The organism is Bacillus sp. Root920 (genome assembly GCF_001429445.1).
GTDB classification, from domain to species: domain Bacteria; phylum Bacillota; class Bacilli; order Bacillales; family Bacillaceae; genus Bacillus; species Bacillus safensis.
Map to the genome: position 1 here is coordinate 1,398,768 of NZ_LMJV01000001.1, position 24,060 is coordinate 1,422,827.

The following is a 24,060-nucleotide window of genomic DNA, read 5'->3' on the forward strand; positions in this document are numbered from 1 at the left end:
TCTCATAGCAGCAAGGTGAAAAAGGAGAAGAATTCATGAAATTTGCAGTTTCTTCAAAAGGGAATTCTGTATCTGACACGCTCAAAAGTAAAATTCAGACCTACTTATTGGATTTTGGGATGGAACTAAATGAAGAGGAACCGGATCTTGTCATTACGGTTGGTGGAGACGGCACCCTTCTTTATGCGTTTCACCGTTATAGCGACCGTCTAAATGAAACAGCTTTTGTCGGTGTTCATACAGGTCATCTTGGCTTCTATGCTGACTGGGTGCCGAGTGAAATTGAAAAACTCGTCTTAGCCATTGCGAAAACGCCTTATCATATTGTGGAATATCCGATCTTAGAAGTCATTGTCAGATACAACGACGGCGGCAGAGAAGAGAAATATTTAGCAATGAATGAATGTACGATTAAAAGCATGGAAGGGACACTTGTAGCAGATGTTGAAATTAGAGGCCAGCTGTTTGAAACATTCAGAGGTGACGGCCTTTGTCTGTCTACACCATCTGGCAGTACGGCCTATAATAAGGCACTGGGTGGCGCCATTATTCATCCTTCCATTAGAGCCATTCAGCTGGCAGAAATGGCTTCAATCAACAACCGAGTGTTTCGGACGGTCGGTTCACCGCTTATTTTGCCTGACCATCATACTTGTGTGATTAAACCGAGGAATGATGTCGATTTTCAGGTGACCATTGATCATTTGACACTGCTTCATAAAGACGTCAAATCCATTCAATGCCGGGTGGCAGACGAGAATGTCCGTTTTGCCAGATTTAGACCGTTTCCGTTTTGGAAAAGGGTGCAAGATTCCTTTATCGGAAAAGGAGAATAAGAAAGAGGTTGTTCCCGCTGGAATACTTTACGTTAAACAAAACCATAACAGCCAAAGAAGAAGGGCTGCTTTTAAAGGAATATTTAATTGATCTTGGCATTTCGAAAAGAATGTTGACGGATATTAAGTTTGATGGCGGTGACCTCCTCATTAATGGAGAGCATGTTACCGTGAAGTGCGAGCTGCATGAAGGGGACAGACTCACCATTTTATTTCCCGAGGAAAAAGTGAGTGAAGGGCTGAAGCCTGCACCGATTCCACTTGATATTATATTTGAGGACGAGCATGTCCTTGTGCTGAATAAAAGGCCGTATATTCCTTCGATCCCTTCTCGGGAGCACCCTGAGCACAGTATTGCGAATGGATTACTGCATCATTATGCCAAGCAGTCTGTTCGGCATACGGTTCATTTGGTGAACCGTCTTGATCGTGATACATCTGGTGTCATGCTTGTGGCGAAGCATCGCTTTGCCCATAGCCTTTTATCAAAGGCGCAAAAAAGTGGAGCGGTTAAACGAACATACAGAGCCTTTACACATGGCATGATCACAGAAAAACATGGAACGATCGCTGCAAAAATTGCCCGAAAAGGGGATAGTATTATCGAGCGGATGGTTGATGATGCTGGGCAGGAGGCAGTAACGCATTATTCCGTGCGAGCGGTAATCGCTGAGTTGAACATGTCGGATGTGTCTCTCTCACTTGAAACCGGGAGAACACATCAAATTCGTGTGCATATGCAATTTCTTGGGCATCCGCTCATCGGAGATACGCTGTATGGCGGAACGACCGAGCGGATAGACCGGCAGGCACTGCATAGTGAAACCCTTGTGTTTCCTCATCCGATGACAGGTGAGCAAATGACATTTTCAGCCCCGCTTCCTGATGATATGAAATCATTGCTTTTTTAAATAGAGAAACCCGGTCACCTGGAGCGCAGGGCCGGGTTTTTTTATGATGTGAAATGCTGAAATCTAGAATCGTCATAAGGCATGGATGAAGGAACGGAGACCGTTTTAAGCTCAGGGTATGTGAGGGCAGACAGCTTGTTGCCAAATACGCAGCCTGTATCAATATTGACCGTTCTGCCAACGAATCGAGGTTCTTTTACTGGTGTATGGCCATACACAATCCACGGTTTTCCGTGATATTCCTTTGCCCAGTCCTTGCGAACAGGCCGTCCATCTGGCCATGTTTCTCCTGTGACGGCACCAAATAATAAATAGGACCGCATTTGTTTATTCGGCTTTTTTCCAATATCCTTTTCCTTCATCGCTGCGTGTGCAATGATCAGCTCATCAGGAATGAGTACATCATAAAGCGGAGCCTTCTCGAATAACTGCTTAAATTCATGTGACAATTTGTTTTGTTCATGGATTGGCAGTTTTTTTATTTCGTTCACTGTTGTTTCGATGCCATGAAGCAATTTGACGGGATTTCCTTTTAAGTAGCGATAAAGCTTAAAGCAGTGGTTGCCAGGTACATAACGGATTGCGCCGTGTGAATAGGCATGAATGACAAATCGCATGACGTCTACTGACTGAGGTCCACGATCTGTTAGATCACCAACAAGGGCCAGCGTTCTCTTATCAGGATGGACGGGTAATCCATGTTTGAGTTCGTATCCTAGTTTGTGTATGAGAGTAAGCAGCTCTTCGTAGCAGCCGTGGATATCGCCAATGATATCGAATTTCATAAGGTTTCCTCCTGATTTTTTCATCCATTCATCGGTTATAAAGAAGTTTGAATTTTAGAAAATATAACGAATGGCTTTCATTTCATTTGGGCAATTGTTAGAATCAATGCTTTAACGTAAAACTTAAAAAATTAAACATGAATGTTAGGAGGCTTTAGCCAATGGAGCATACATCTGTTTCATCACTCGTTGTCGTTATTATTGTCGCCTTTTTCACCCCTATTTTATTGCACCGATTTAAGCTGACCATTCCGGTCGTTGTAGCTGAAATCATCATGGGGCTCATCATTGGGAAAAGCGGCCTTCAACTGGTTGTCGAACATGATGCGTGGTTAGATACATTATCCATGCTCGGTTTTATTTTTCTGATGTTTTTAAGTGGACTTGAAATAGATTTTTCTTCTTTTGAGTCAAAGAAGAAAGCACGAGAACTTCCAAATGGTTTAAAAGAACCAAATACATTTAAAGCAGCCACCATTATTTTTCTTGGGGTATTTTGTATGTCCTTTATCCTGTCCTATGCGTTTGTACTCGCAGGGTTTATTCAAAATGCCTTTTTAATGACGCTCATTATCTCTACCATCTCATTAGGCGTAGTGGTTCCAACCTTAAAAGAGGAAAAGTTGATGCAGACGAATATCGGTCAAATCATTCTGCTTGTAGCTGTCATTGCCGATTTGGTCACGATGATTTTGCTTGCTGTGTTTTCCTCCATTTATGGAGATGGAACAGGGAACATGTGGCTCCTGCTCTTATTATTTGCTGCAGGCATTCTTCTTTATTTATTTGGCCGCGTATTTAAGACAAAGTCAATTTTTCAGTCGATGTCTAAAGGAACCGTGCAAATTGGGACAAGGGCAATCTTTACTCTCATTATAGTCTTAGTTGCCTTATCTGAATCACTCGGGGCTGAAAATATTCTTGGGGCGTTTTTAGCTGGTGTGCTTGTGTCCCTTCTTTCGCCAAATAAAGAACTCGTTCAGCAGCTGGACTCATTTGGCTACGGATTTTTAATCCCGATCTTTTTTGTGATGGTCGGAGTGGATCTGAATATATGGGCACTGTTTAAGGACCCCACAATTATGATCATGATTCCGCTTCTGTTTATTGCGCTGCTTATAAGTAAGCTCGTCCCGATTCTTTATTTGAAAAAATGGTATGACATGAAAAAGGTCATTGGCTCCGGCTTTTTATTAACTTCAACTTTATCTCTCGTCATTGCAGCTGCGACGATTGGTGAGCGGCTCGGTGTCATTGATCATAAAATGTCAGGAGCGCTGATTTTAGTTGCGGTGCTAACGAGTATTTTAACACCTGTTTGGTTTAAAGCGCTGTTTAAAAAAGAACAAGCGGCAAGCCATAAGAAGCGTGTGACCTTTATTGGTGCAAATCAGCTGACCTTACCTGTCACACTTGATTTACATCAGGATGAATATGACATTCGAATTTTGCATGTGTTTCAAGAAAATAAGGAAGCACTGCTGGCAGACTCTATCTTTGAAGTCGAATCAATTGAACAATACGACGATGAGACGCTGAGAAAGGCAGGCGTCGGCCAAGAGGATGTCCTTGTCGTCGCAACAGGCAGTGAGACGAAAAATAAGGAAATTGCTTTATTTGCAAAAGAAGAAGGTTCAAAACAAGTCATTGCAAGTGTCAACAAAGCAGAGGCAGAGCTGACATTGAAGGAAGCGGGAATTGATACGTTTTCTACTTTCCTGTCATCTAAAACGGTGCTAAGAGCTTTGATTGAAGCACCTGATGCGATTCGATTGCTAACAAATGAGGATTCTTCTTTGTATCAAATTCAAATGAACAATCATCGTTATCATAATGTCATGCTGAGAGAATTTCCTTTCACCGGTGATTTGGTATTTGTCCGCATTTTTAGAGGGGTAGACAGCTTAGTACCGCATGGAGATACGACACTTAGAAGCGGCGACCGTGTGCTTGTATCGGGCTCCAGGGAGTATGTGGCAGGACTAAGAGCCCAATTAGAATGACAATGAACCCTTGACCAATGGACAATTCCTGATTAAGATAGAGGTACAACATCATATATTTGATCCACTAGGGGAGTCCTTTAAAAGGGCTGAGATAAAAGTGTCGACTTTTAGACCCTCATTACCTGAACAGGTTCATACCTGCGTAGGGAAGTGGTGCGGTTTTTGACTATGCTTTTTACAAATTCCAAGCCACTTTCCACGCGGAAAGTGGCTTTTTTATATGGAAAAACAGGAGGAGAGGAACATGACGTTTTCAACAGAATGTAAAGAGGCTGCAGCAACATGGTGGAATGGAAGCTTTACACATCCTTTTGTCAAAGGGATTGGAGATGGCACACTTTCACTCGATCGTTTCACCTATTACGTGATGCAGGATTCTTATTATTTAACTCATTTTGCAAAGGTGCAGGCATATGGAGCGGCGATCAGTGAGGACTTACATACGACGGGCAGAATGGCGTATCATGCCCAGGGCACGTATGAAGCAGAGCTGTCGCTGCATCGGAAATTTACAGAGCTTCTGCAAATTTCTGATGAAGCCATTGAGAACTTTAAGCCTTCTCCCACTGCTTATGCGTATACCTCTCATATGTACCGATCTGTAAAAAGCGGACGGTTTGAAGAGATTTTAGCCGCGCTATTACCGTGTTACTGGCTCTATTATGAGGTAGGTGAAAAGCTGAAACAAACAACACCTGACCATCCAATTTACCAAGAATGGATTTTGACATACGGAGGCGATTGGTTTAAGGAACTCGTCTTTGAACAAGTGAATCGCTTTGATGAACTAGCAGAAAAAGCACCAGACCATGTACGGGCCAATATGAAAGAAAATTTTGTGATTTCAAGCTATTACGAATATCACTTTTGGGAGATGGCGTATCAAAAAGAAATGTGGCAAACAGCATGCTTAGATGGGGTTGGTGCAAATGGAACTCCACGCAGTGACAAATGATTCCATTCCTGCGGGTGAACTGATCAAACAAATAAAAGCCATAGCGTCTGAAGTGGATTTTATTCATATTCGGGAACGGTCTAAAACAGCAAGTGAGCTTGTTGATCTCGTGAAGAATCTCCTTTTAGAAGGTGTACCGAAAGAAAAGCTCGTAATCAATGACCGCGTAGACGTTGCACTGCTTACCAATATTCACAGGGTGCATCTCCCGGGCCACAGCTTTTCGCCAAAAGAACTGCGAAAAAAATTTCCTCACCTTCATGCGGGAGTATCTGTCCATTCGATAGAAGAAGCGAAAGCAGCAGAGAAAAATGGAGCAGAGTATGTCATGTTTGGGCACATATATGCTACCTCTTGTAAACCAGGACTTCAGGCAAGAGGTGTACATCTTGTGAAAGAACTGACTTCTGCACTAACGATTCCAGTGGTGGCCATCGGCGGGGTGACCCCAGAACGAGTTCCAGAATTGAAACAAGCAAATGTGAAAGGAATTGCTGTCATGTCTGGGATTTTTGCTCATCATCAGCCGCGTATGATGGCACAAGCATTTTCTGAAAAGGTAAAGGAGAATCCTTATGAAAAAGCATTATGACGTTGCAATCATTGGTGGTGGAATCATAGGGGTCTCCATCGCCTATCACCTTGCAAAAGCAGGAAAACAGGTGGTCTTATTTGAAGCGAATGAGATAGGGAAGCAAACGACAAGTGCGGCTGCCGGGATGCTCGGTGCACATGCTGAAGGAGAAGGTCATGAGGATGTTTTCTTTAAGGCAGGCAGAGCAAGCCAGGCATTGTACGAAAAATTAAAAGTCGATCTTCTGCATGAATCAGGCATTGATATTCGAACTTCAGCGGGCGGTATCATGAAGGTCGCCTTTACAGAAGAAGAGAAACAAGCCCTTTGCCGGATGCAGCATTTGTCTACATTTAAATGGCTTGACGCAAGCAGCGTAAAAAAATGCATGCCTCAAGTTACAGATCACATGCTGGGAGCAGGTTTGATTGAAGAGGATGTGCATGTGGAACCTTACGCTGTATGCAGGGCTTTATGGCAGGCGGCTGTCCGGTACGGGGCAGATGTGAAAGAGTGTACACCTGTGATCGAAGTGAAGCGGGACAAAGAAGCGTTAACTGTCAGAACAACGAAGGGCACATTCACATGTGATGACCTGACAGTCGCAAGTGGTGTATGGTCTGGCCGTTTTTTTGAAGAACTCGGATTATCTCATTCTCTTTATCCAGTAAAAGGGGAATGTGTGTCTGTATGGAATAATGGTCCGGCGCTCGCACACACCATTTATCATGATCATTGTTATATCGTTCAGCGAGATAGCGGAAAGCTTGTTATCGGCGCAACAATGAAGGCAAACGAGTGGCAGGCTGTTCCAACGCTTGGCGGCATGGAAGCTGTGATTCAAAAGGCGTCTCAGCTTATGCCTTCTATTAAGGAGATGCCGATTGAAGAGTGCTGGGCAGGCCTTCGTCCGGCGACAAACGACCGGCATCCTTATATCGGAAGACATCCAGAAGACAAGCGTATTCTTTTTGCTGCAGGGCATTACAGGAATGGCATTTTACTTGCGCCGATTACTGGAGAAATCATTCGTGACCTGATATTAGACGAACCGGTCAAAGAGGAATGGCTTCACGCGTTTCGTATTGGACGAAAGGAGGCACTATTCGTATGAAGATTCAATTGAATGGCAGAATCGTTGATTTCGATCAAGAGAATGGAACGATTTATGATCTGCTATCAGCCTATCAGCTTGAAAACCGTGTGGTGATCGTTGAAAAGAACCATGAAATCATTGATAAAGAAGCGTTTCAACAAGTAGAAATTCAACCAAATGACACGATTGAAATCGTTCATTTCGTAGGAGGAGGATGATCCAATGCTGCACATTGGCGGAAAAACATTCACATCAAGACTATTACTCGGAACAGGAAAGTACCCATCATTTGAGGTTCAAAAAGAAGCGGTGAACGTATCGGAAGCCGAAATTTTAACCTTTGCCGTCAGAAGAATGAACATATTCGAAGCATCTCAGCCTAATTTTTTGGAGCAGCTTGATTTATCAAAATATACGCTGCTTCCGAATACAGCTGGAGCAAGTACAGCAGAAGAGGCAGTGCGTATTGCCCGTTTAGCAAAGGCTTCTGGGCTTTGTGACATGATCAAGGTAGAAGTCATTGGCTGTTCAAGGTCTCTTCTGCCAGATCCAGTTGAAACATTAAAAGCATCTGAAATGCTGCTCGAAGAAGGATTTATCGTGCTGCCATATACATCTGATGATGTGGTGCTGGCAAGAAAATTAGAAGAACTCGGTGTCCATGCTATCATGCCTGGTGCTTCACCGATTGGTTCAGGCCAAGGCTTACTAAATCCTTTGAATCTCTCATTTATTATTGAGCAGGCGAAGGTGCCGGTCATTATTGATGCTGGCGTAGGTTCTCCAAAAGATGCAGCTTATGCGATGGAGCTTGGAGCAGACGCTGTATTACTAAATACCGCTGTCTCTGGTGCAAAGGATCCTGTGAAAATGGCAAAAGCAATGAAACTCGCGATTGAATCAGGAAGACTAGGCTATGAGGCAGGACGTATTCCGCTGAAAAGCTATGGGACAGCGAGCAGTCCACAGGAAGGAATGCCGACATTTTGAGCACTCGTTATTCACGCCAAGAGCTTTTTCAGCCAATTGGAACAGAGGGACAAAAGCGGCTAAATGACTCAAAGGCGGTCATTATTGGAGCGGGGGCACTTGGAACCGCCAGTGCTGAAATGCTCGTTCGTGCCGGCGTTGGTTCTGTCACCATTTTGGACCGAGATTATATTGAATGGAGCAACCTTCAGCGTCAGCAGCTTTACACGGAGCAAGACGTGAAGGATCGGCTGCCAAAAGCTGTGGCGGCTGAAAAAAGACTCAAGCAAGTAAACAGTGACGTGCACATCAAAGGAATCGTGATCGATGTGACTGCTCACAATATTGACGAACTTGTCAGTGAGGCTTCAATCATTGTCGATGCAGCGGATAACTTTGAGGTAAGAATGATAGCAAATGATGCCGCTGTCAAACATCAAATACCGTTCCTTTATGGGGCCTGTGTCGCCAGTTATGGCATTCAATTCACAGTGATCCCTGGTGAGACGCCGTGTTTACACTGTCTGCTTGAACATTTGCCCGCCCAAGGCATGACATGTGATACAGCAGGTATCATTAGTCCAGTTGTGCAGCAGGTAGCCGCATATCAAGTGGCAGATGCACTTAAATATTTAACAGGACATCAAGTGACGCCAATTTTAAAATCCTTCGATTTATGGAAAAATGAACGCTCTGACATTCGGTCGGCCGCGTCTTTAAAGAAGAAGCAATGTCCAAGCTGTGGACTGAAGACCTATCCATTTCTTTCATATGACAGGAGAGCGAAGGCAGATGTACTATGCGGCCGCAATACGGTACAAATCCGCAGTGCAGCAGAAACACCGCCGCCTTTACATGAAGTAGCTCTTCGGTTAAAGAAAGCAGGAATGGATGTGCTTGAAAATCCATATTTGCTTTCGTGTCAAAAGGATGAGTTTAAGCTTGTCTTATTTAAAGATGGCAGAGCGCTTGTTCATGGTACGAATGATATTGCCAAAGCAAGAACCATTTATCATCAATGGATTGGCTAATGAGAGGTGTGAAGAAATGACGATCAAAAAAGCATTCACAATCGCGGGTTCTGATTCTGGCGGCGGAGCAGGTATTCAGGCAGATTTGAAAACTTTTCAGGAGCTCGGTGTGTACGGAATGTCTGCGATCACAGCGATTACTGCGCAAAACACACTAGGTGTTCACGGGATATACCCGCTTTCAATTGAGGCGTTAGAGCGTCAAATAGATGCAGTGGCAGAAGACTTACCGCCAGATGCCGTCAAAACAGGGATGCTGTGGAGTGCAGACATGATCAAGATTGTAGCTGAAAAAACGGTTCAATATGATATGAAGCTGATTGTAGATCCAGTCATGATCGCAAAAGGAGGGGCCTCTTTATTAAATGAAGATGCGGTCGCTGCGATGAAAACACACTTGCTGCCTGTCAGCTATGCTGTAACGCCGAATCTTCCTGAGGCAGAAGTACTGACAGGGATACAAATTCAGACGAAAAAGGACCGTTATGTGGCAGCGGAGCACCTTTATGAGCTAGGTACGAAACATGTCGTGATTAAAGGCGGCCATGGTCCATCTGATGGGATGATTACAGACCTGCTGTATGATGGAAAAGGCTTTATTGAAGTCACAAATGAACATATTGATACACCGCATACACATGGCACAGGCTGCACGTTTGCAGCAGCATTAACAGCTGAAATTGCGAAAGGATATTCGATGCAGGAAGCCTTTGAAACAGCAGAAACCTTTGTTCATGAAGCCATTAAATTCCCTTTGCGTATTGGATCTGGACACGGACCTACGAACCATTTTGCTTATCAGCAAAACAGAATCAAATGATAAAGGAATCGAACCGTCTTCACTTATGAAGACGGTTTTTTCGCGAAAATGAAACTTTCTTTCAGCGGAAATTGTCATTCTCTTATGATCTGTGATAATATTATGATCAGGTACTAATACTATGTCTTGAAAAAATAGGAGGCTTTATTACATATGAACTTTTCTTTAGAAGGCCGTAATATCGTGGTTATGGGTGTTGCCAATAAACGAAGCATCGCTTGGGGAATTGCCCGCTCACTTCATGAAGCTGGAGCTCGTTTGATTTTTACTTATGTTGGAGATCGTCTTGCTGAATCGGTAAAAGAGCTGGCAAGCACACTTGAGCGTGATGATTCAATTATTCTTCCATGTGACGTGACAAGTGACGAAGAAATCGAAAAATGTTTCGCTGCAATTAAAGAAAAAGTACAAGTCATTCATGGCGTTGCGCATGCCATTGCATTTGCAAACAAGGAAGAGCTTGTTGGCGAATACTTGAACACGAACCGTGAAGGTTTCCTTTTGGCGCACAACATTAGTGCATACTCATTAACTGCTGTAGCCAAAGCAGCACGTCCATTGATGACAGAGGGTGGAAGCATTGTGACGCTTACATACCTAGGCGGAGAGCGTGTTGTATCAAACTACAACGTAATGGGTGTAGCGAAAGCATCACTTGAAGCAAGTGTGAAATATTTAGCAGCTGATTTAGGCGCAGAAGGTATCCGCGTGAATAGTATTTCTGCTGGTCCTATTCGTACGTTATCTGCAAAGGGCATCAGCGGCTTTAATACCATTCTGAAGGATATTGAAGAGCGTGCACCGCTCCGCCGTACAACAACTCCTGAAGAAGTTGGCGATACAGCTCTATTCTTATTCAGTGATCTATCTCGCGGCATGACAGGTGAGAATCTGCATGTTGATTCCGGCTTCCATATCATTGCCCGCTAAACGAATACATGACTTGCAGCATACCGATGAAGGGTATGCTGTTTTTTTATTTTTCTTCTGATTTGAGGCCTCCGTTCATATATATAAGGAATGAATCATTCGGGAGGGATTAGTATGTCAAATAAAGGTGATGAGAATCAAAAGCCGCTGATGTATATTGTTCAGCCGAGCTATCAAGAATCAAAGCCGGCCATGCAAAATATTGTGAGAAAGCGAAAGAAATCAGAAAAACAGCCAGAAAGTGAGACCAATGCAAAAGATGTGATCAAAGAAAGCACGCAGGAGGAACCTGCCGCTCAAGAAATAGAGCATAAAAAAGAAGCCGAGCCGCCTAAACTTCAACAAGAACGAGATATGACAAACGAATCTGAGTTTACAGAAGAACAAGAGATCACACAAGAAGCAGAGGCTACACAGGAACAAGAGGATACACAAGAAGCCGAACGTACACAGGAACAAGAAATCACACAAGAACCAGAGCTCATACAAAAGCGAGAGCCTCAAGAAGAAGAGGGAAATCAGCCAGAAGGTGTCTTTCATGAAACAAAAGAAGAACCAAGAAGAAAACGAGTGAAAAAGCCTTTAAGTCAGATGAGTATTGATGAAAAAGTCGATTTTCTCACAAGACTGCCTCATAATATGCCAAGAGCTCTTTGTCTGATTGAAGCTGATGGTAAAACATATAGAGGAATCATCATGGATCGAAAAGATGATACTGTGATCATTCGTACAGCAGGTGGGGGAAATCCAGTCGAATTAGCGATTGCTGAGATTACTTCCATCCATCCGCTAGGTTTTTAACTAATAAAAAAAGTCCCTTATAGGGACTTTTTTGTTAGCAGTTACGATTGATGAGTCGTGGGTTTAGGCACTCGATTGCGCAGAAGCAGTCAAGGTCTACTTCAATGCAATATTTCGATTTTTCTAATCGGAACACATCACATAAGGAATCTTTATCTGTAAAATCTAAAATATGACGGTCTTTGTCAAATGCGATAAGCAAGCTGAGTGTTGCACAGTGATCACAGATATGTTCGACTCTGAAAAATGCAGTGCTGAAGCAAGGGCCTGGATCTACTTCTCCGACGTTTCCGAATGCGACGAATGGTTTTGATTTGGATGTAAAGAGAACAAACGGGACAGTGTCACCTAATGAATGTGATGGAGAAAGGAGATTGCTGTAACAGCTTGTCGGGCACTCTTCTTTGACAGCATTTTGCAAGTCGCTAATGTTTTCAACAGCCTCTGTTACACAGCTCCATGAATGGTTGCGGCTCATATTCAACCCTCCTATACTAGGAAATTTGTTTGAGTGTTTGAGCACTGTCATCATCTACAAGCTATCTTTGCCGGCTCGTGCATCTACTTTTAACCAATGCGGAAGCGGCCGCTTCTTATGCTGACTGCTCCGCATGATTGGCTGTCATTCGTGAGGAAGGGGATGCTTTGACTTATGACAAGTTAGATCAGCGGCCTGTTGATTTAGCCGTGGTGATGATGCTTTTTATCTTTCGATGGCATGACTCTGTCGACAAGCTCTGGGTTTAAGCATTGGATTGCGCAGAAGCAGTTTAAATCAACCTCAATACAAAAGTCCGTTTTTTCTAGACCAAAGAAGTCAGGGTCACAAGGGTGACACACGCTCAGCGTATGTCCGTGTACATCAACAGGTCTTAATACAGATAACGTAGCACAGCAGTCGTGTAATTTTTCAACCCGGAAGAAAATAGATTCGAAGCATTGGCAATCGTCAACGAATCCTCCAATGTTTCCGAAAGTAGAGAACAACCCGCCCTTTTTATCAAAAAGTAAAAACGGAATCGTATCTTTTCCAGAAACTGTTGGGCTTAATAAATTACTGTAGCAGCTCGTAGGACATTTATCTTCTACAGCTTCCTGCTCTGCTAAAATCTTATCAACCGCATCGCATACACAGTTTTCATCATGTCGGCCATGGTGTTTTCCGCAGCTCATGGATTTCAGCTCCTTTAACAAGGTATTTGACTTTAGTCCTTAACAACATATGTATGCGCCCTCTAGTTGGTGTGGGTAAATGACCATTTATATTTGTTGTATTTTTATAAAAGGAAAAGCAGAGCTTTTCGCTCTGCTTTTGGACATTAGAGGATACCGATTGCAACGATTGTCGCAACAAGTGTTTGTGTAAGTGTTTGGATTGCGATAGAGATGTCCGCATCGATTGTAGAGACTGTAACGTTTCTTGAATTTTCGATGACAAGTTTTTGGCGGTTTGTTTGTTTGTGAGTAGCTGCTTGTAAGAGATCCTGCGTGACGCGGTCTGCCAAATCACCGTCTGCGATTGAGATATTTGTAATGGTGATGATCGCTGTTTGAATCGCTACTTGGATAGATGCTGCAACCTGTGCATCGACAGAAGATACGTTAATGTCACAAGAGTCTCTGACGATAATGACTTCCTCAGATGTCTGCTTTGTGAAGCTTACTTGATCCAAGTCTTGTAAGACATCTTCATCATCATAATAGTCGTCACAAAGTGCTTTTCTTTCATAATTGCAATCGTCGTGGTGTCTGTGGTGTCCGTGGTGTGTACAGTTACGATCTAGAGCGACCCAAGAATATGGTTTAGAATCCATTTCTATTCCTCCTTCCGTTTACTTTATTAAATGCTGGAATGCGTGGTTTTGTCTCGGGCATTTACCCTAGCAGGCAACCCATTTTTATTTAATCGTTATTACGCTGCGCATTACGACGCTGCTGAATACGATTTCGAAGTGAGTTTCGATTTGGACGTACTTTTGGTTCAGGCACTACTTCTTCCGGCTGTTTTGCTGCCTCAGCCTGCCTTTTTTTCTCCTGCTGCTGTTCTACGAAATCATTTGCTTTCTTTTGTAAGTCCTCGACTAATTTCAAAATCATTCTTCTTTGATCGTCTGAAATTTTTGCTTTCTGATCATCAGTGATATTGTTTTTGTTTAACACATCACTGACAAGAAGACTTGTTAATGGGTCAATATCAGTATTGATTTGAAACTCCTTTTTTTCGTTCTCTTCAGCCACGATGATTTCACCTCTTTCATACGTCATTAGAAAAAGAAAGGGTCAAAGAATGCCGGCTTCAACTAAGAGCACATTCAATGTTTGAGTGAGAATTTGGACGGAGTTCATAATGGATGCATCTGATAATGTAATCGTAATGTTATAGCAGTTGATGATTTGAATCACAGTTTTCTTTTGGACTTCCACTTGTTGTGTGGATAAAAGCTGGTCTGTGATGTCAGCAGCCAATTCATCGTCTGGTACAAGAATTTGGATTAAAAGAGTAATGATTGTCGTTACGGTCGCTTGAAGGGAGAGTGCGGCTGTTACATCTGTTTTATGAATTGTGACATTTTCGGAATCTTTGATCTCAATGAAATCATCATAATTGCTGATTAATTCGTTTAACAGTTGTGTATATAATGTTTCAGCACTTTCTTCAATAGACAATACTTTCACTCCTTTCTTATCTATACATTATTTAATGCAACAAGGACGCAAGGTGGAATCGGAAAGTGTGAAAAAGTACAACCCAATTTTATTTCCGCTCGATTCATCATGACGGTCTTTTTTCTTGCATATATAAAGAAAGGACGGAAAAAGAAGAAAGAAGGAGGTGGAGGCTCCCTGAGCGGTGCTTTGTCATTTGTCGTGTTTGCCCTCGCATCCTTTAGACTGACGAGACTGATTGTGTTTGATACCATTACTGCGCCATTCCGCCGTCTATTTCATGAAGAACAGGAAGAGGTAAACGAACAAGGTGAGGTCGAAACATATATCATCATTAAAGGGGAAGGACTGCGGTCTTGGGTTGGAGAACTGTTAAGCTGTTATTGGTGTACTGGCATATGGTGCACTGCTGCCTTGCTTCTGATATACATACTTTTTCCTGTCATCAGCATGTGGCTTAATTTACTATTAGCGATTGCCGCAGCAGCAGGCATCATTGAAGCGATCGTCTCGAAGCTTGTGAAATAAACAGGCATTCTGATCAGACACGCTTTCAATAAATGCATATACTATCATGGAATAGGAAAGGAAGGGTTGCGATGAAACCAACTGAAACACCGTCACATATGCTTCAAGGTTATCCAGCGCAGTCAAATCAACAATCTATATATACGAAGAAAATCAAGAAAAATGGCTGCGGCTGTGGAAACAAAAAGAAACCTCAATAATAGAAGAGAAAAACAAAAGCCGGATTTATCCGGTTTTTTTGTTGCCCTTTTTTTGAGTGGTGCATATGTAAGAGAGAAGGGGTGACCAGAATGGATGCATTCGAACAATTAATCGGTTCCTTGTTCACTAAACCCCATGATGGGAAAGAACAAGCGCACGAAAAGGCTGAAATGGATCTAACGGATAAAGCGAATGATCTTGAGGAGCACTTAAAAGCATTTGGCGTGAAGATGGAGGCTTTTGCGAAAGAAACAGAAGCATTCATGGTGCGTCATAGAGAGGCAGATTACATCTTTAAACAGCAGAAATAAAAATTCCGCACTTTTTTATGTGATCGTCCAAACCATTTCTTGCATTTTTCATACTTTGTAAGGGAGAAGAGGAGGTGCTTAAATATGAGTTACGGTTACGGTGGCGGTTCTTGCGGCGGCTACGGTGGAGGCTACGGCGGCGGATATGGATCAACATTTGTTCTTGTTGTCGTGCTTTTCATCCTTTTAATCATCGTTGGTGCTTCTTTCTTTAACTACTAAACAGTAAGAAGGTGAGGGAAGCAAGGGGGAAGCCTTTTGCTTTCCTTTCTCTTTGGTCAATCAAGGCTTTAGGATAGGCACATATCCCGCCTATTTTCATATAGTAAAGTGATTACTCCACAAAGAGGAGGCAAATGAATGGATAATAAATTCTTTAAAAGCGTAGAAAACAAAACCGGTGTGAATATGAATGATGTGTTTAAACTTGCAGGCTCTTTGCAAAATGCCAACTTTAAAGATGAGAATACCGTTCGAGGTGTCATTAAAAAAGTAGCGCAGCTTGCGAACAAACGTGTACCTAAAGAAATGGAAGACAAAATCGTTCAATCGATTACAAGTGGAAAAGAAAAGCTTGATTTCAATACAATCGCTAAAATGATGAACAACAAAAAATAAACAACAGGCTCTCCGTTCAAAGGGGGGCCTGTTGTTTTTGCGTAAATAATTCACGGTTTTTCTTTAGAAGAGGATACAAAAAGCGAGAACGATGAGCCGTTTTTCCTCGTCTAAATGATGGAACAGACAGATAAAGAGACTGTTCTGCTCTTGTCATGGCCACGTATAATAAACGGCGCTCTTCTTCCAGTGCTTCTTCATGGCCGTTTCTGAGTTCATCCAGTGAGAAATCATGAGGGAGTGCTCCGTCGACCACACAAGTGATGTATACGGTCTGGAATTCAAGTCCCTTTGCACGGTGGATCGTCATGAGCTGAACACCGGATTCAGCTGTTTTTTCCTTTTCGGCAGACTTCATATGTTCGGCATGTGCAAGAAAGGCTTCAATCGTTTCAAAGCGTTTGGCGGCTGTTTTCACATCACGTACATCATCCGCTCCTTTTTCAAGTACATTCGTATCGTTCACCCGTTTTTTTAAATAATCCCCGAGTCCCATCTTTTGTTCAATAAATGTCACCGCGTCCGATGGCTTTAACGTCCGTAACGTTCGGAACAAAGGAACGATTGATTGTAGCTTTTTCCGTTGAAACGGCTGTATATCTGTCAGTTTTCCGAGCGCTTCTACCATTGAGCAATCTTCTGTGATGGTCAGTGCCTTTAGTGTATTCAGGGTTTGCTGCTTTAAAAAGAAAACCGGCAGCAGCTGTTTTATGGCGGCCACATCATCTGCATCCTGACTTAAGGAAAGAAAGGCGAGAAGAACCCGAACCATTCGTCTGCTGTAGAAGGCTTTGACGCCAGCATCCGTCTCATATGGAATCGCCGATTGATGCAGCCGTTCATAAATCGCACGGCCGCCTGTATTCGTTCGAAACAGCACGCAGAAGTCATTCGGCTTTGCACCATTTTTAATTTTCTCCTGAATATCTGCGACAATCATGGTCGCTTCCTCTTCTTCGTCATATGGATAGAAGAGCGTCGGAGGAATTTTCTCCGCGCGCACGGCTTTTAACGTCTTCTCATAACGATGCTGATTTTTCTTAATAATCGCATCAGCACTTGCGACAATCGTATGGTGAGACCGGTAATTCGCATGTAAATGGACGATCTGAGCCGAAGGATAGTCCTGTTTGAATTCAAGAATGAAAGCAGGATTGCTCCCTCTAAAAGCGTAAATGGCTTGATCATCATCGCCTACACAAAATAACTGCTCTGATTCTCCGGCTAAAAGCTGAATTAATTGATATTGCACTGGATTAATATCCTGAAATTCATCCACTAAAATATATTGGAATCGTTCTTGATACCGTTTTAGCAGTTCTGGCTGTTCTGTGAGCATATGTAAGCAGGCAATCGCCATATCATCAAAGTCAAATTGCTGATGATCTCGTTTTTGCTGTTCATATGATTGATAGATCGTCCACATGTGTTTTTCCTTTTCATCTTTCAAATCAGGAAGTTCACCTGGTAAAAAGGCATTTTTCCAATAGCCGATCGATTGCAGTACTTGATCGGTAGGATAGTCTTTCTCATCAAGTCCTTCATTCATAATGGCTTTTCGAATGTATTGCTCCTTTTGCCAGTCAAACTTGATCAGATGCTGGCCGTTCCATTTGTTTGCGTCATCGTGAAGCAGCATTTTATAAAAAAGACTGTGGAAGGTGCCTGTCACTACTTGGCTGGCTTGTGAAGGATGAAGCTGGTATTGCTTGCGCAGTCTTTCTTTCATCTCATTGCTCGCTTTTGTGGTGAAAGTTACGAGTAAAATATGGTGAGCAGGAATATGATGATGGGACATGAGATAAGCCGCTCTAGCCGTCAGGACTCTTGTTTTCCCGCTGCCGGCACCAGCCAGCACAAGCATCGGACCATCTAAATGTGTGACAGCTTGAAGCTGCGGTGTGCTAAAGGTGATATGCGGGAAGAGGTCGATCGTATGAACTTCTTCATTCTCTTCTAAATGTAAGGCGTCGCTAAATTGAATCGACCTTGGTTCCTGCCAGTCATATGATTCGCTCGTTTGCGAGATGATCTGTTTGCCGGTTGGAAAACGGAAGCCGCCAAGTTCTTTATAGGAAGCCTTTTCCTCTTGTTCAGCCGTTTGATGATGATCTGCTTGTTCTTCAGCTTTTTCACAAATCTCTTGCTGAGATATGTGCTTATGAATAAAGGCAGGTTCATCATGTATATTTAATCTAAAAAAGACCGGTTGTCCGCAATATGGGCAGAATAATTGTCCTTTTTTTCCCTCGTCATGGAGGAATTGATAGTGTTCTCTCGAATACGTATGTAATGAGATCGTTCGATCATGTCGTCGTGCGCATTTCAAAGCTAGTCCTCCAATAGTCAATCAATCTTAAAACGAAACACATCTAATCATATCAAATGAGGCGTGTTTCAAACAGTCATAATTAGGGAATAGTAGAATAGAAGAGAAGCAAAGGAGGCGTTCTTGATGGGATATATAGCCCCGATTCAGCCGGATCTGTATTTTCAATATATCAATCGTCCAGCTCCTCAAGATAAAGAAGACTATGCGAAAGTAACAAAGGTTACTCGCACCTTTCATGACAAGATATACAGAGAGCTGGAGAAAAAAGAGGACTTAGTGACAGAAGCGGAAACGAAAGTACAGCAAAAAAAGCGGGAACGCTTTGTACGAGATATGTTTATGGAGGAAGGCAAGGGCATTCATATCAATACGTATATATAAATGATTGCGCTTTCTTCCTGTGGCGAACGATAATGAAAAAGAAAAAGCCAGAGCATCTTGAATGCTCTGGCTTTTCTTTTGATCAAACAGACAGCGTTTTTGTCATTTTGACATGTGTGATCCCTGCTTCTTCAAACGGTTCAGAAACCGCTTTGTAGCCTTTCTTTTCGTAGAAAGGAAGAGCTTGGACTTGGGCATGCATCACCGCTTCTTTTGCTCCATTTGCAATCGCTTCTGTTTCTAGCGCCTCTAATAGTTTGTGGCCAAGGCCGAAAGAGCGCGCCTCTTTTAACACACAAATGCGTTCAAGCTTTGCCTTTGATCCCTCAATGATCCGCAGTCTAGCGGCCGCCTGAGGTTTTTTGTCATCATTGTAAATGACAAAATGGGTGGCTTTGTCCTCTAGTTCATCTATTTCTATCTCTACTGGAACTTCTTGTTCTTTTACGAATACTTCTTTTCGAACGTAGTATGCATCTTCTCGTTGTGTTTGTTCTGTTGCGATGACTGTTTTCAAATGTCTTTAACCCTCTTCTCCTAAAATAAATGTTTCGTAGACGGTCCAAGATCCGTTTTCTAATTGATATAAAAGGTGGAAGCGATCCACTGTTTCTTCATGGTCAATCTTTCTCAGCTTTAATGTACCAAGTACGTCTGAATGCTCATCATCTGATAGTTTTTGAGCCACTGTCACATGCGGAACGAAGGCATATTCAGGTGTACCAGCAAGTGGCTCTGCGTACAATCTTTCATTGAGCGCCATGATGTCCTCGTTCGGTTCTACTTTCATATAAATGACGTTGTTTACAGGAGCGAATGAACTGAATTTTTTAATACGTAACGTAATAGGAGAAGCATTTTTTGCATAATCTCTTAACGTTGAGACGACCTCAGCCGCTTCTAGATCCGTTAATTCAAAAGGTGTTCTTAATGTTAAATGAGGCGGTATGAGTGCATAGTTCGGATCATAACGCTTCCGGTAAGAGTTCGCAATATCTTGCAATTTTTTTGATGGAAATATAACAACTCCGTATTTCATCATGTTCCCTCCTGAATAAGAAAGTATTTATTATTGTTTATTATAACAAAATTCAGTTGATTAACGAATATGGGAGCATTCTTTTTAACGAAGGCGCAATAAGCGGCTGCCAAAACGTCCATTTATGATCCCCTTCGAATGTCTCAAATAAATAATCCGCACCAGTTTGTTCAAGAAGGGCCTTTAAATCTTCGTTCGGCTGAACAAAATCAAGCACCTGGCCATCTGTTGTTTTCACAGCGGTTTCCTCAAGCCCAATTTGATGGATAATGGCATAATGAGAAAGGGCTGTCGACTGTTTGACGGCTTCTAGAACCGACTCGTCAACGTAAGGGGACTGCAAAATCAGCCCGCCGAATAAAGAAGGATAATCAATGGCTGTCATAAGGGAAATCGTCGCACCAAGTGAATCACCAATAAACGTACGTCCTGATCCAATTTGATAGGTTGGAAAGTGTTTATCAATATAAGGAACCAGTTCATTTGCTAAAAAGCGTTTATACGCTTCAAACTTTGTACCGTCTGGATGATACGTGTTCCGTCTTTCCGTGACATTTTCATAAGGAACACCAATGATAATCGAGCGTTCCATTTCTTTGTTTTGCATCAATTCTTCTGCCTGTCTGCCTATTTTACCTAGGCGGAAATAATCATGACCATCCTGGGCAATGATGACATGATATGTATAAAGGGGGGAGTAATTGACTGGCAAATAGATCAAAATGGTCATGTCCGCCCCAAGTTCTTTTGAGTGTAAGGTTTCTTCTTGAATGATTCCTGTTTTCTTCACCATAATCCATTCCTCCAGCTAACCAAATTCATCATAAAGTGAAACGTTTCCATTCATTGTAACATGAAAAACAGCGTTGTTCCTATATGCTAACATGCAATCAAACCGTATAACATCGATTCTGTTATAAAATACAGAAAATTTTAATTAATCATGACATTTCCCCTTGAAAAATGAGATTTAATGGGTTACAGTATTAAGAATTAGAACAGACAGACAACACATTCTTATCGTGAGAGGTGGAGGGACTGGCCCTTTGAAACCTCAGCAACCGGTATGCATCACTTCATGTGATGTACCAAGGTGCTAAATCCAGCAAGCAGCTTTTTTGCTTGGAAGATAAGAGGAAGCGATTAAACCCCTTCTTCTTATGAAGAAGGGGTTTTCTGTTTTGAAATCAGATTTTTACTTAGGATGGTGTCAAATGACAGAACATGTGGAAACGAAATTAGCGCAGATTGGAAACCGTAGCGAAGAGGTGACTGGCACTGTCAGTCCTCCCGTTTATCTTTCGACAGCATATAGACATAGAGGCATAGGGGAATCTACAGGATTTGATTACATTCGAACGAAAAACCCAACAAGACAGCTTGTAGAGGATGCAATTGCTTCACTCGAAGAAGGGACGGCCGGTTTTGCCTTCAGTTCGGGAATGGCGGCAATCCAAACGATCATGGCTCTATTTGAAAGCGGAGATGAACTCATCGTCTCATCAGACCTATATGGCGGTACATACCGTTTGTTTGAAAACGAATGGAAAAAGTACGGCTTACGTTTTCTTTATGATGATTTTTCAGATGAAGACTGTTTACGCTCTAAAATCACGCCAAACACAAAAGCGGTCTTTATTGAAACACCGACAAATCCACTGATGCAGGAAGCAGATATTCAAAAAATAGCGAAGATTGCCAAAGAGCATGGCGCTTTGGTGATTGTCGATAACACCTTTTACACACCAGTCTTGCAAAAGCCGATTACGCTAGGAGCGGACATTGTCATTCATAGCGCAACCAAATATTTAGGCGGACATAATGACGTTCTTGCCGGGCTTGTGGTGACAAAAGGAGAGCAGCTGTCTGAAGACATGTTCCAGCATCAAAACGCGATTGGAGCGGTTCTATCACCATTTGACTCATGGCTTTTAATGAGAGGAATGAAAACACTGGCTCTTAGAATGCGCCAGCACGAGGGAAATGCGAAGGAGCTGGCACAGTTTTTAGAGAAACAGCCAGAAATTCAAGATGTCCTTTATCCAGGAAAGGGAGGCATGCTGTCATTCCGAGTAGCCAAAGAGGACTGGGTCAATCCATTTTTGAAGCAGCTGAAAACGATTTGTTTTGCTGAAAGCCTTGGCGGAGTCGAAAGCTTCATTACGTATCCTGCAACACAAACGCACATGGATATTCCAGAAGAGATTCGCATTGCAAACGGTGTATGTAACAAGCTGCTCCGTTTCTCTGTTGGCATCGAGCATGTAGATGATCTGAAAGCAGACTTGAAACAGGCACTATCACAAGTAAAAGAGGAGGTACACGCCAAATGACCACACACGATTGGACACTCGAAACACAACTCGTTCATAATGCGTTTAAAACAGACCGTTCAACAGGTGCAGTCAGTGTACCGATTCAGCATGCATCCACATTTCATCAAAGCAGCTTCGATGAATTCGGCCAATATGACTACTCCAGATCGGGAACTCCGACACGTCAAGCATTAGAGGATACGATTGCAGCGCTGGAAGGTGGAACGAGAGGGCTTGCCTTTGCATCAGGCATGGCTGCTATTTCAACCGCTTTTCTTCTATTGTCAAAGGGAGATCACGTCCTTGTCACAAGAGATGTGTACGGCGGGACTTTCCGAATGATCACCCAAGTTCTTTCAAGGTTTGGAATTGAGCATACCTTCGTGGATATGACCGATTTGAATGAAGTCAAAAGAGGCATTCAATCGAATACAAAGGTCATTTACATGGAAACACCGTCAAATCCAACACTAGGGATTACAGATATTGAAGGTGTTGTCCAGCTTGCAAAAGAGCATGACTGTCTGACTTTCTTAGATAATACGTTTTTAACACCTGCGCTTCAGCGTCCGCTTGACCTTGGTGTGGATGTTGTTCTGCACAGCGCAACGAAATTTTTAAGCGGCCACAGTGATGTGCTGTCAGGCTTAGCCGTGGTAAAAGATGAGAAGCTGGGAGAGGAACTTTATTCGCTGCAAAACTCCTTCGGTGCGGTCCTTGGTGTGCAGGACTGCTGGCTTGTGTTAAGGGGGTTAAAAACCCTTCAGGTGAGGTTAGAAAAAGCCAGCCAAACGGCTTTCGAACTAGCTTCATTTCTAAAAGAACATCCTGCGGTGAAAAAAGTATACTATCCAGGCTTAGACGATCATCCTGGGGCACACATTCAGCGCAAGCAAGCAAGCGGAGCAGGAGCCGTTCTCTCATTTGAACTAGAAAACCAAGCGGCTGTCAAAGAATTGGTGGATGCCGTCACATTACCTGTATTCGCCGTCAGCCTCGGCGCCGTTGAATCCATTCTGTCGTATCCAGCTAAAATGTCACATGCGGCTATGCCAAAAGAAGAAAGAGAAAAAAGAGGGATTACAGATGGGCTGCTTCGTTTAAGTGTCGGAGTTGAAAACGGAGAAGACCTCAAACGCGACTTCAAACAAGCACTCGATCAACTAAAGCACGTCCTTGTGAACCAATCATAAAGAAGGAGAGAAAAAAGCCGGCACAGCCGCCGGCTTTTTGACCTTTTTTGAACAAAACCATTGACGGCTTAATATGATGGTTATATAATAGAGACTGTCAGTAACAGAAAGCCCAGAACTGATACATAACCCGATTCCGTAGCTCAGCTGGGAGAGCGCTACCTTGACAGGGTAGAGGTCGCTGGTTCGAGCCCAGTCGGAATCATCGTTGAAACCCTTGCTTAGCAAGGGTTTTTTGTTTTTTTGACAACGAATATTTGTTCTGTTTATTTTGATTGGGGACGAATTTCGGCAACTCCCTTGATAACATCAATAATTTTACTGATTTCCTCTGCTCTGATTTTTAATTCATCTACAGCTTGTTTAAGATTTGAAGTTTCTATCATATTATTATTAAACGAATAGTCTAATGTTTGAATATGTTTGATGCCTTCTTCATTTAGCACCCTCACACTAATTGCCTTTTGATTTATCTGGTTAATTAATTGTTTTGAGTTTTCAATCATATTCGAGAAGTGGAGTGCTTTATGTGCAATATGTTTGTTAGTTATTTTATGTTCTCTACTACTATCTGCAACTAATTCTACAGATGCACCGATATCAATCTGTGAAGCTAAGTTGTCTTTAAAACTATTAGCAAATTCATGATTAATGTGGTCCATTTTTTCAGCGATCGTTTTATTTGTGACTATTAATGCTTCTAAATTTCCTAATAGCTTAAGTGATTTTTCAGTTTCTTTCAATAAAGAATGAGCCTCAAA

General features: G+C 42.6%; 31 protein-coding genes, 1 tRNA gene and 2 riboswitches. Of the genes, 21 read left to right on the forward strand and 11 right to left on the reverse strand.

Features of this window, described 5'->3' with window-relative positions; genetic code table 11:
* The first annotated feature begins 35 nt into the window (after positions 1-35).
* Positions 36-836 carry an NAD kinase gene (locus ASE42_RS06735; protein ID WP_003211364.1) on the forward strand — a complete coding sequence of 267 codons (801 nt, stop codon included), beginning with the start codon at positions 36-38 and terminating at the stop codon, positions 834-836.
* Between the two features lie 8 nt (positions 837-844).
* Positions 845-1,747, forward strand: a complete 903-nt coding sequence (locus tag ASE42_RS06740; protein ID WP_025093412.1) for an RluA family pseudouridine synthase — start codon at positions 845-847, stop codon at positions 1,745-1,747.
* Between the two features lie 41 nt (positions 1,748-1,788).
* Here the strand turns inward: ASE42_RS06740 and prpE are convergent, their stop codons facing one another.
* Positions 1,789-2,532 (reverse strand): bis(5'-nucleosyl)-tetraphosphatase PrpE, encoded by a 744-nt coding sequence (gene prpE, locus ASE42_RS06745; RefSeq protein ID WP_056766163.1) that lies wholly within the window; start codon positions 2,530-2,532, stop codon positions 1,789-1,791.
* A 161-nt stretch (positions 2,533-2,693) separates the two neighbouring features.
* Between prpE and ASE42_RS06750 the strand changes: the two genes are divergently transcribed.
* From ASE42_RS06750 to ASE42_RS06795, 10 genes are all read left to right on the forward strand, one after another.
* Complete coding sequence (locus ASE42_RS06750; RefSeq protein WP_056766165.1) at positions 2,694-4,535, forward strand: monovalent cation:proton antiporter family protein; 1,842 nt, start codon at positions 2,694-2,696, stop codon at positions 4,533-4,535.
* Positions 4,536-4,594: 59 nt separating this feature from the next.
* Positions 4,595-4,704: riboswitch (TPP riboswitch) on the forward strand.
* 78 nt (positions 4,705-4,782) lie between these two features.
* Positions 4,783-5,493 (forward strand): thiaminase II, encoded by a 711-nt coding sequence (gene tenA, locus ASE42_RS06755; RefSeq protein ID WP_024425024.1) that lies wholly within the window; start codon positions 4,783-4,785, stop codon positions 5,491-5,493.
* Positions 5,468-6,085: a thiazole tautomerase TenI gene (gene tenI / locus ASE42_RS06760; protein ID WP_025093426.1), complete on the forward strand. Its 618-nt coding sequence runs from the start codon at positions 5,468-5,470 to the stop codon at positions 6,083-6,085. Before tenA ends, tenI begins: the two co-directional genes overlap by 26 nt.
* Positions 6,069-7,181 (forward strand): glycine oxidase ThiO, encoded by a 1,113-nt coding sequence (thiO, locus tag ASE42_RS06765; RefSeq protein WP_056766167.1) that lies wholly within the window; start codon positions 6,069-6,071, stop codon positions 7,179-7,181. Before tenI ends, thiO begins: the two co-directional genes overlap by 17 nt.
* A complete protein-coding gene (gene thiS / locus ASE42_RS06770) occupies positions 7,178-7,381 on the forward strand; it encodes a sulfur carrier protein ThiS (RefSeq protein WP_024426466.1) in 204 nt (67 codons plus the stop codon). The genes thiO and thiS overlap by 4 nt, the downstream gene beginning before the upstream one ends.
* Positions 7,382-7,385: 4 nt before the next feature.
* A complete protein-coding gene (locus ASE42_RS06775) occupies positions 7,386-8,153 on the forward strand; it encodes a thiazole synthase (RefSeq protein WP_056766169.1) in 768 nt (255 codons plus the stop codon).
* On the forward strand, positions 8,150-9,163 hold the full coding sequence (locus ASE42_RS06780; RefSeq protein WP_056766171.1) for a thiazole biosynthesis adenylyltransferase ThiF: 1,014 nt from the start codon (positions 8,150-8,152) through the stop codon (positions 9,161-9,163). Before ASE42_RS06775 ends, ASE42_RS06780 begins: the two co-directional genes overlap by 4 nt.
* Positions 9,164-9,179: 16 nt before the next feature.
* The gene (thiD, locus tag ASE42_RS06785; protein ID WP_056766173.1) at positions 9,180-9,983 is read left to right on the forward strand and encodes a bifunctional hydroxymethylpyrimidine kinase/phosphomethylpyrimidine kinase; all 804 of its coding nucleotides are present in this window, start codon (positions 9,180-9,182) and stop codon (positions 9,981-9,983) included.
* Between the two features lie 153 nt (positions 9,984-10,136).
* Positions 10,137-10,913, forward strand: a complete 777-nt coding sequence (fabI, locus tag ASE42_RS06790; protein WP_024425017.1) for an enoyl-ACP reductase FabI — start codon at positions 10,137-10,139, stop codon at positions 10,911-10,913.
* Between the two features lie 114 nt (positions 10,914-11,027).
* Positions 11,028-11,714: a CotO family spore coat protein gene (locus ASE42_RS06795; protein WP_056766175.1), complete on the forward strand. Its 687-nt coding sequence runs from the start codon at positions 11,028-11,030 to the stop codon at positions 11,712-11,714.
* Between the two features lie 34 nt (positions 11,715-11,748).
* On the opposite strand, the gene ASE42_RS06800 is transcribed toward ASE42_RS06795, so the two are convergent.
* The 5 genes from ASE42_RS06800 to ASE42_RS06820 form a co-directional block, all read right to left on the reverse strand.
* Positions 11,749-12,192: a CotY/CotZ family spore coat protein gene (locus ASE42_RS06800; protein ID WP_024425015.1), complete on the reverse strand. Its 444-nt coding sequence runs from the start codon at positions 12,190-12,192 to the stop codon at positions 11,749-11,751.
* A 203-nt stretch (positions 12,193-12,395) separates the two neighbouring features.
* On the reverse strand, positions 12,396-12,887 hold the full coding sequence (locus ASE42_RS06805; protein WP_003211658.1) for a CotY/CotZ family spore coat protein: 492 nt from the start codon (positions 12,885-12,887) through the stop codon (positions 12,396-12,398).
* 146 nt (positions 12,888-13,033) lie between these two features.
* Complete coding sequence (locus ASE42_RS06810) at positions 13,034-13,528, reverse strand: spore coat protein (RefSeq protein ID WP_025093420.1); 495 nt, start codon at positions 13,526-13,528, stop codon at positions 13,034-13,036.
* Between the two features lie 88 nt (positions 13,529-13,616).
* On the reverse strand, positions 13,617-13,952 hold the full coding sequence (locus tag ASE42_RS06815; RefSeq protein WP_024425013.1) for a hypothetical protein: 336 nt from the start codon (positions 13,950-13,952) through the stop codon (positions 13,617-13,619).
* A 42-nt stretch (positions 13,953-13,994) separates the two neighbouring features.
* Positions 13,995-14,390 (reverse strand): spore coat protein, encoded by a 396-nt coding sequence (locus ASE42_RS06820; RefSeq protein ID WP_231506869.1) that lies wholly within the window; start codon positions 14,388-14,390, stop codon positions 13,995-13,997.
* 168 nt (positions 14,391-14,558) lie between these two features.
* Here ASE42_RS06820 and ASE42_RS06825 point away from each other — a divergent pair, with 168 nt between their 5' ends.
* The 5 genes from ASE42_RS06825 (at position 14,559) to ASE42_RS06835 (ending at position 16,039) form a co-directional block, all read left to right on the forward strand.
* The gene (locus ASE42_RS06825) at positions 14,559-14,909 is read left to right on the forward strand and encodes a DUF1360 domain-containing protein (RefSeq protein ID WP_034621823.1); all 351 of its coding nucleotides are present in this window, start codon (positions 14,559-14,561) and stop codon (positions 14,907-14,909) included.
* Positions 14,910-14,980: 71 nt separating this feature from the next.
* Complete coding sequence (locus ASE42_RS19340; protein WP_268414937.1) at positions 14,981-15,109, forward strand: hypothetical protein; 129 nt, start codon at positions 14,981-14,983, stop codon at positions 15,107-15,109.
* A 90-nt stretch (positions 15,110-15,199) separates the two neighbouring features.
* On the forward strand, positions 15,200-15,421 hold the full coding sequence (locus ASE42_RS06830; protein WP_024426458.1) for a hypothetical protein: 222 nt from the start codon (positions 15,200-15,202) through the stop codon (positions 15,419-15,421).
* Positions 15,422-15,505: 84 nt separating this feature from the next.
* The gene (locus ASE42_RS18535) at positions 15,506-15,643 is read left to right on the forward strand and encodes a YjcZ family sporulation protein (RefSeq protein ID WP_024426457.1); all 138 of its coding nucleotides are present in this window, start codon (positions 15,506-15,508) and stop codon (positions 15,641-15,643) included.
* Between the two features lie 138 nt (positions 15,644-15,781).
* On the forward strand, positions 15,782-16,039 hold the full coding sequence (locus tag ASE42_RS06835; protein WP_008348417.1) for a stage VI sporulation protein F: 258 nt from the start codon (positions 15,782-15,784) through the stop codon (positions 16,037-16,039).
* 16 nt (positions 16,040-16,055) lie between these two features.
* Here ASE42_RS06835 and ASE42_RS06840 read toward each other — a convergent pair whose 3' ends face one another.
* Complete coding sequence (locus tag ASE42_RS06840; RefSeq protein ID WP_056766177.1) at positions 16,056-18,368, reverse strand: UvrD-helicase domain-containing protein; 2,313 nt, start codon at positions 18,366-18,368, stop codon at positions 16,056-16,058.
* 126 nt (positions 18,369-18,494) lie between these two features.
* Between ASE42_RS06840 and ASE42_RS06845 the strand changes: the two genes are divergently transcribed.
* The gene (locus ASE42_RS06845; RefSeq protein WP_024425007.1) at positions 18,495-18,752 is read left to right on the forward strand and encodes a hypothetical protein; all 258 of its coding nucleotides are present in this window, start codon (positions 18,495-18,497) and stop codon (positions 18,750-18,752) included.
* Between the two features lie 82 nt (positions 18,753-18,834).
* Here the strand turns inward: ASE42_RS06845 and ASE42_RS06850 are convergent, their stop codons facing one another.
* Genes ASE42_RS06850 through ASE42_RS06860 form a run of 3 tightly spaced genes read right to left on the reverse strand, consistent with a single transcriptional unit; the run spans position 18,835 to position 20,584 of the window.
* Positions 18,835-19,269 (reverse strand): GNAT family N-acetyltransferase, encoded by a 435-nt coding sequence (locus tag ASE42_RS06850; protein ID WP_024426455.1) that lies wholly within the window; start codon positions 19,267-19,269, stop codon positions 18,835-18,837.
* 6 nt (positions 19,270-19,275) lie between these two features.
* Positions 19,276-19,791, reverse strand: coding sequence for a YjcG family protein (locus tag ASE42_RS06855; RefSeq protein ID WP_039177859.1), 516 nt, complete (start codon positions 19,789-19,791; stop codon positions 19,276-19,278).
* 52 nt (positions 19,792-19,843) lie between these two features.
* Positions 19,844-20,584 (reverse strand): alpha/beta hydrolase, encoded by a 741-nt coding sequence (locus tag ASE42_RS06860; RefSeq protein WP_056766180.1) that lies wholly within the window; start codon positions 20,582-20,584, stop codon positions 19,844-19,846.
* 221 nt (positions 20,585-20,805) lie between these two features.
* Positions 20,806-20,927, forward strand: a riboswitch (SAM riboswitch).
* Between the two features lie 78 nt (positions 20,928-21,005).
* Here ASE42_RS06860 and ASE42_RS06865 point away from each other — a divergent pair.
* The 3 genes from ASE42_RS06865 to ASE42_RS06875 all read left to right on the forward strand — a co-directional run bounded on the left by ASE42_RS06865 (position 21,006) and on the right by ASE42_RS06875 (position 23,504).
* Complete coding sequence (locus tag ASE42_RS06865) at positions 21,006-22,124, forward strand: methionine biosynthesis PLP-dependent protein (protein ID WP_056766182.1); 1,119 nt, start codon at positions 21,006-21,008, stop codon at positions 22,122-22,124.
* Positions 22,121-23,299 (forward strand): cystathionine beta-lyase, encoded by a 1,179-nt coding sequence (metC, locus tag ASE42_RS06870; protein ID WP_056766183.1) that lies wholly within the window; start codon positions 22,121-22,123, stop codon positions 23,297-23,299. The genes ASE42_RS06865 and metC overlap by 4 nt, the downstream gene beginning before the upstream one ends.
* Positions 23,300-23,431: 132 nt before the next feature.
* Positions 23,432-23,504 (forward strand) — tRNA-Val (locus ASE42_RS06875).
* A gap of 61 nt (positions 23,505-23,565) precedes the next feature.
* Here ASE42_RS06875 and ASE42_RS06880 read toward each other — a convergent pair.
* Positions 23,566-24,042 (reverse strand): hypothetical protein, encoded by a 477-nt coding sequence (locus tag ASE42_RS06880; protein WP_056766186.1) that lies wholly within the window; start codon positions 24,040-24,042, stop codon positions 23,566-23,568.
* Positions 24,043-24,060: the final 18 nt, after the last annotated feature.

Excerpts from the sequence above, each read along its gene's own strand:
- ASE42_RS06830 (WP_024426458.1), top strand. The coding sequence starts at position 15,200 with ATGGATGCATTCGAACAATTAATCGGTTCCTTGTTCACTAAACCCCAT.
- ASE42_RS06865 (WP_056766182.1), top strand. The coding sequence starts at position 21,006 with ATGACAGAACATGTGGAAACGAAATTAGCGCAGATTGGAAACCGTAGC.
- thiO (WP_056766167.1), top strand. The coding sequence starts at position 6,069 with ATGAAAAAGCATTATGACGTTGCAATCATTGGTGGTGGAATCATAGGG.
- ASE42_RS06835 (WP_008348417.1), top strand. The coding sequence starts at position 15,782 with ATGGATAATAAATTCTTTAAAAGCGTAGAAAACAAAACCGGTGTGAAT.
- metC (WP_056766183.1), top strand. The coding sequence starts at position 22,121 with ATGACCACACACGATTGGACACTCGAAACACAACTCGTTCATAATGCG.
- prpE (WP_056766163.1), bottom strand. The coding sequence starts at position 2,532 with ATGAAATTCGATATCATTGGCGATATCCACGGCTGCTACGAAGAGCTG.
- ASE42_RS06735 (WP_003211364.1), top strand. The coding sequence starts at position 36 with ATGAAATTTGCAGTTTCTTCAAAAGGGAATTCTGTATCTGACACGCTC.
- thiS (WP_024426466.1), top strand. The coding sequence starts at position 7,178 with ATGAAGATTCAATTGAATGGCAGAATCGTTGATTTCGATCAAGAGAAT.
- ASE42_RS06810 (WP_025093420.1), bottom strand. The coding sequence starts at position 13,528 with ATGGATTCTAAACCATATTCTTGGGTCGCTCTAGATCGTAACTGTACA.
- ASE42_RS06855 (WP_039177859.1), bottom strand. The coding sequence starts at position 19,791 with ATGAAATACGGAGTTGTTATATTTCCATCAAAAAAATTGCAAGATATT.
- ASE42_RS19340 (WP_268414937.1), top strand. The coding sequence starts at position 14,981 with ATGAAACCAACTGAAACACCGTCACATATGCTTCAAGGTTATCCAGCG.
- thiD (WP_056766173.1), top strand. The coding sequence starts at position 9,180 with ATGACGATCAAAAAAGCATTCACAATCGCGGGTTCTGATTCTGGCGGC.
- tenI (WP_025093426.1), top strand. The coding sequence starts at position 5,468 with ATGGAACTCCACGCAGTGACAAATGATTCCATTCCTGCGGGTGAACTG.
- ASE42_RS06805 (WP_003211658.1), bottom strand. The coding sequence starts at position 12,887 with ATGAGCTGCGGAAAACACCATGGCCGACATGATGAAAACTGTGTATGC.
- ASE42_RS06800 (WP_024425015.1), bottom strand. The coding sequence starts at position 12,192 with ATGAGCCGCAACCATTCATGGAGCTGTGTAACAGAGGCTGTTGAAAAC.
- ASE42_RS06795 (WP_056766175.1), top strand. The coding sequence starts at position 11,028 with ATGTCAAATAAAGGTGATGAGAATCAAAAGCCGCTGATGTATATTGTT.
- tenA (WP_024425024.1), top strand. The coding sequence starts at position 4,783 with ATGACGTTTTCAACAGAATGTAAAGAGGCTGCAGCAACATGGTGGAAT.
- ASE42_RS18535 (WP_024426457.1), top strand. The coding sequence starts at position 15,506 with ATGAGTTACGGTTACGGTGGCGGTTCTTGCGGCGGCTACGGTGGAGGC.
- ASE42_RS06860 (WP_056766180.1), bottom strand. The coding sequence starts at position 20,584 with ATGGTGAAGAAAACAGGAATCATTCAAGAAGAAACCTTACACTCAAAA.
- ASE42_RS06845 (WP_024425007.1), top strand. The coding sequence starts at position 18,495 with ATGGGATATATAGCCCCGATTCAGCCGGATCTGTATTTTCAATATATC.
- ASE42_RS06775 (WP_056766169.1), top strand. The coding sequence starts at position 7,386 with ATGCTGCACATTGGCGGAAAAACATTCACATCAAGACTATTACTCGGA.
- ASE42_RS06750 (WP_056766165.1), top strand. The coding sequence starts at position 2,694 with ATGGAGCATACATCTGTTTCATCACTCGTTGTCGTTATTATTGTCGCC.
- fabI (WP_024425017.1), top strand. The coding sequence starts at position 10,137 with ATGAACTTTTCTTTAGAAGGCCGTAATATCGTGGTTATGGGTGTTGCC.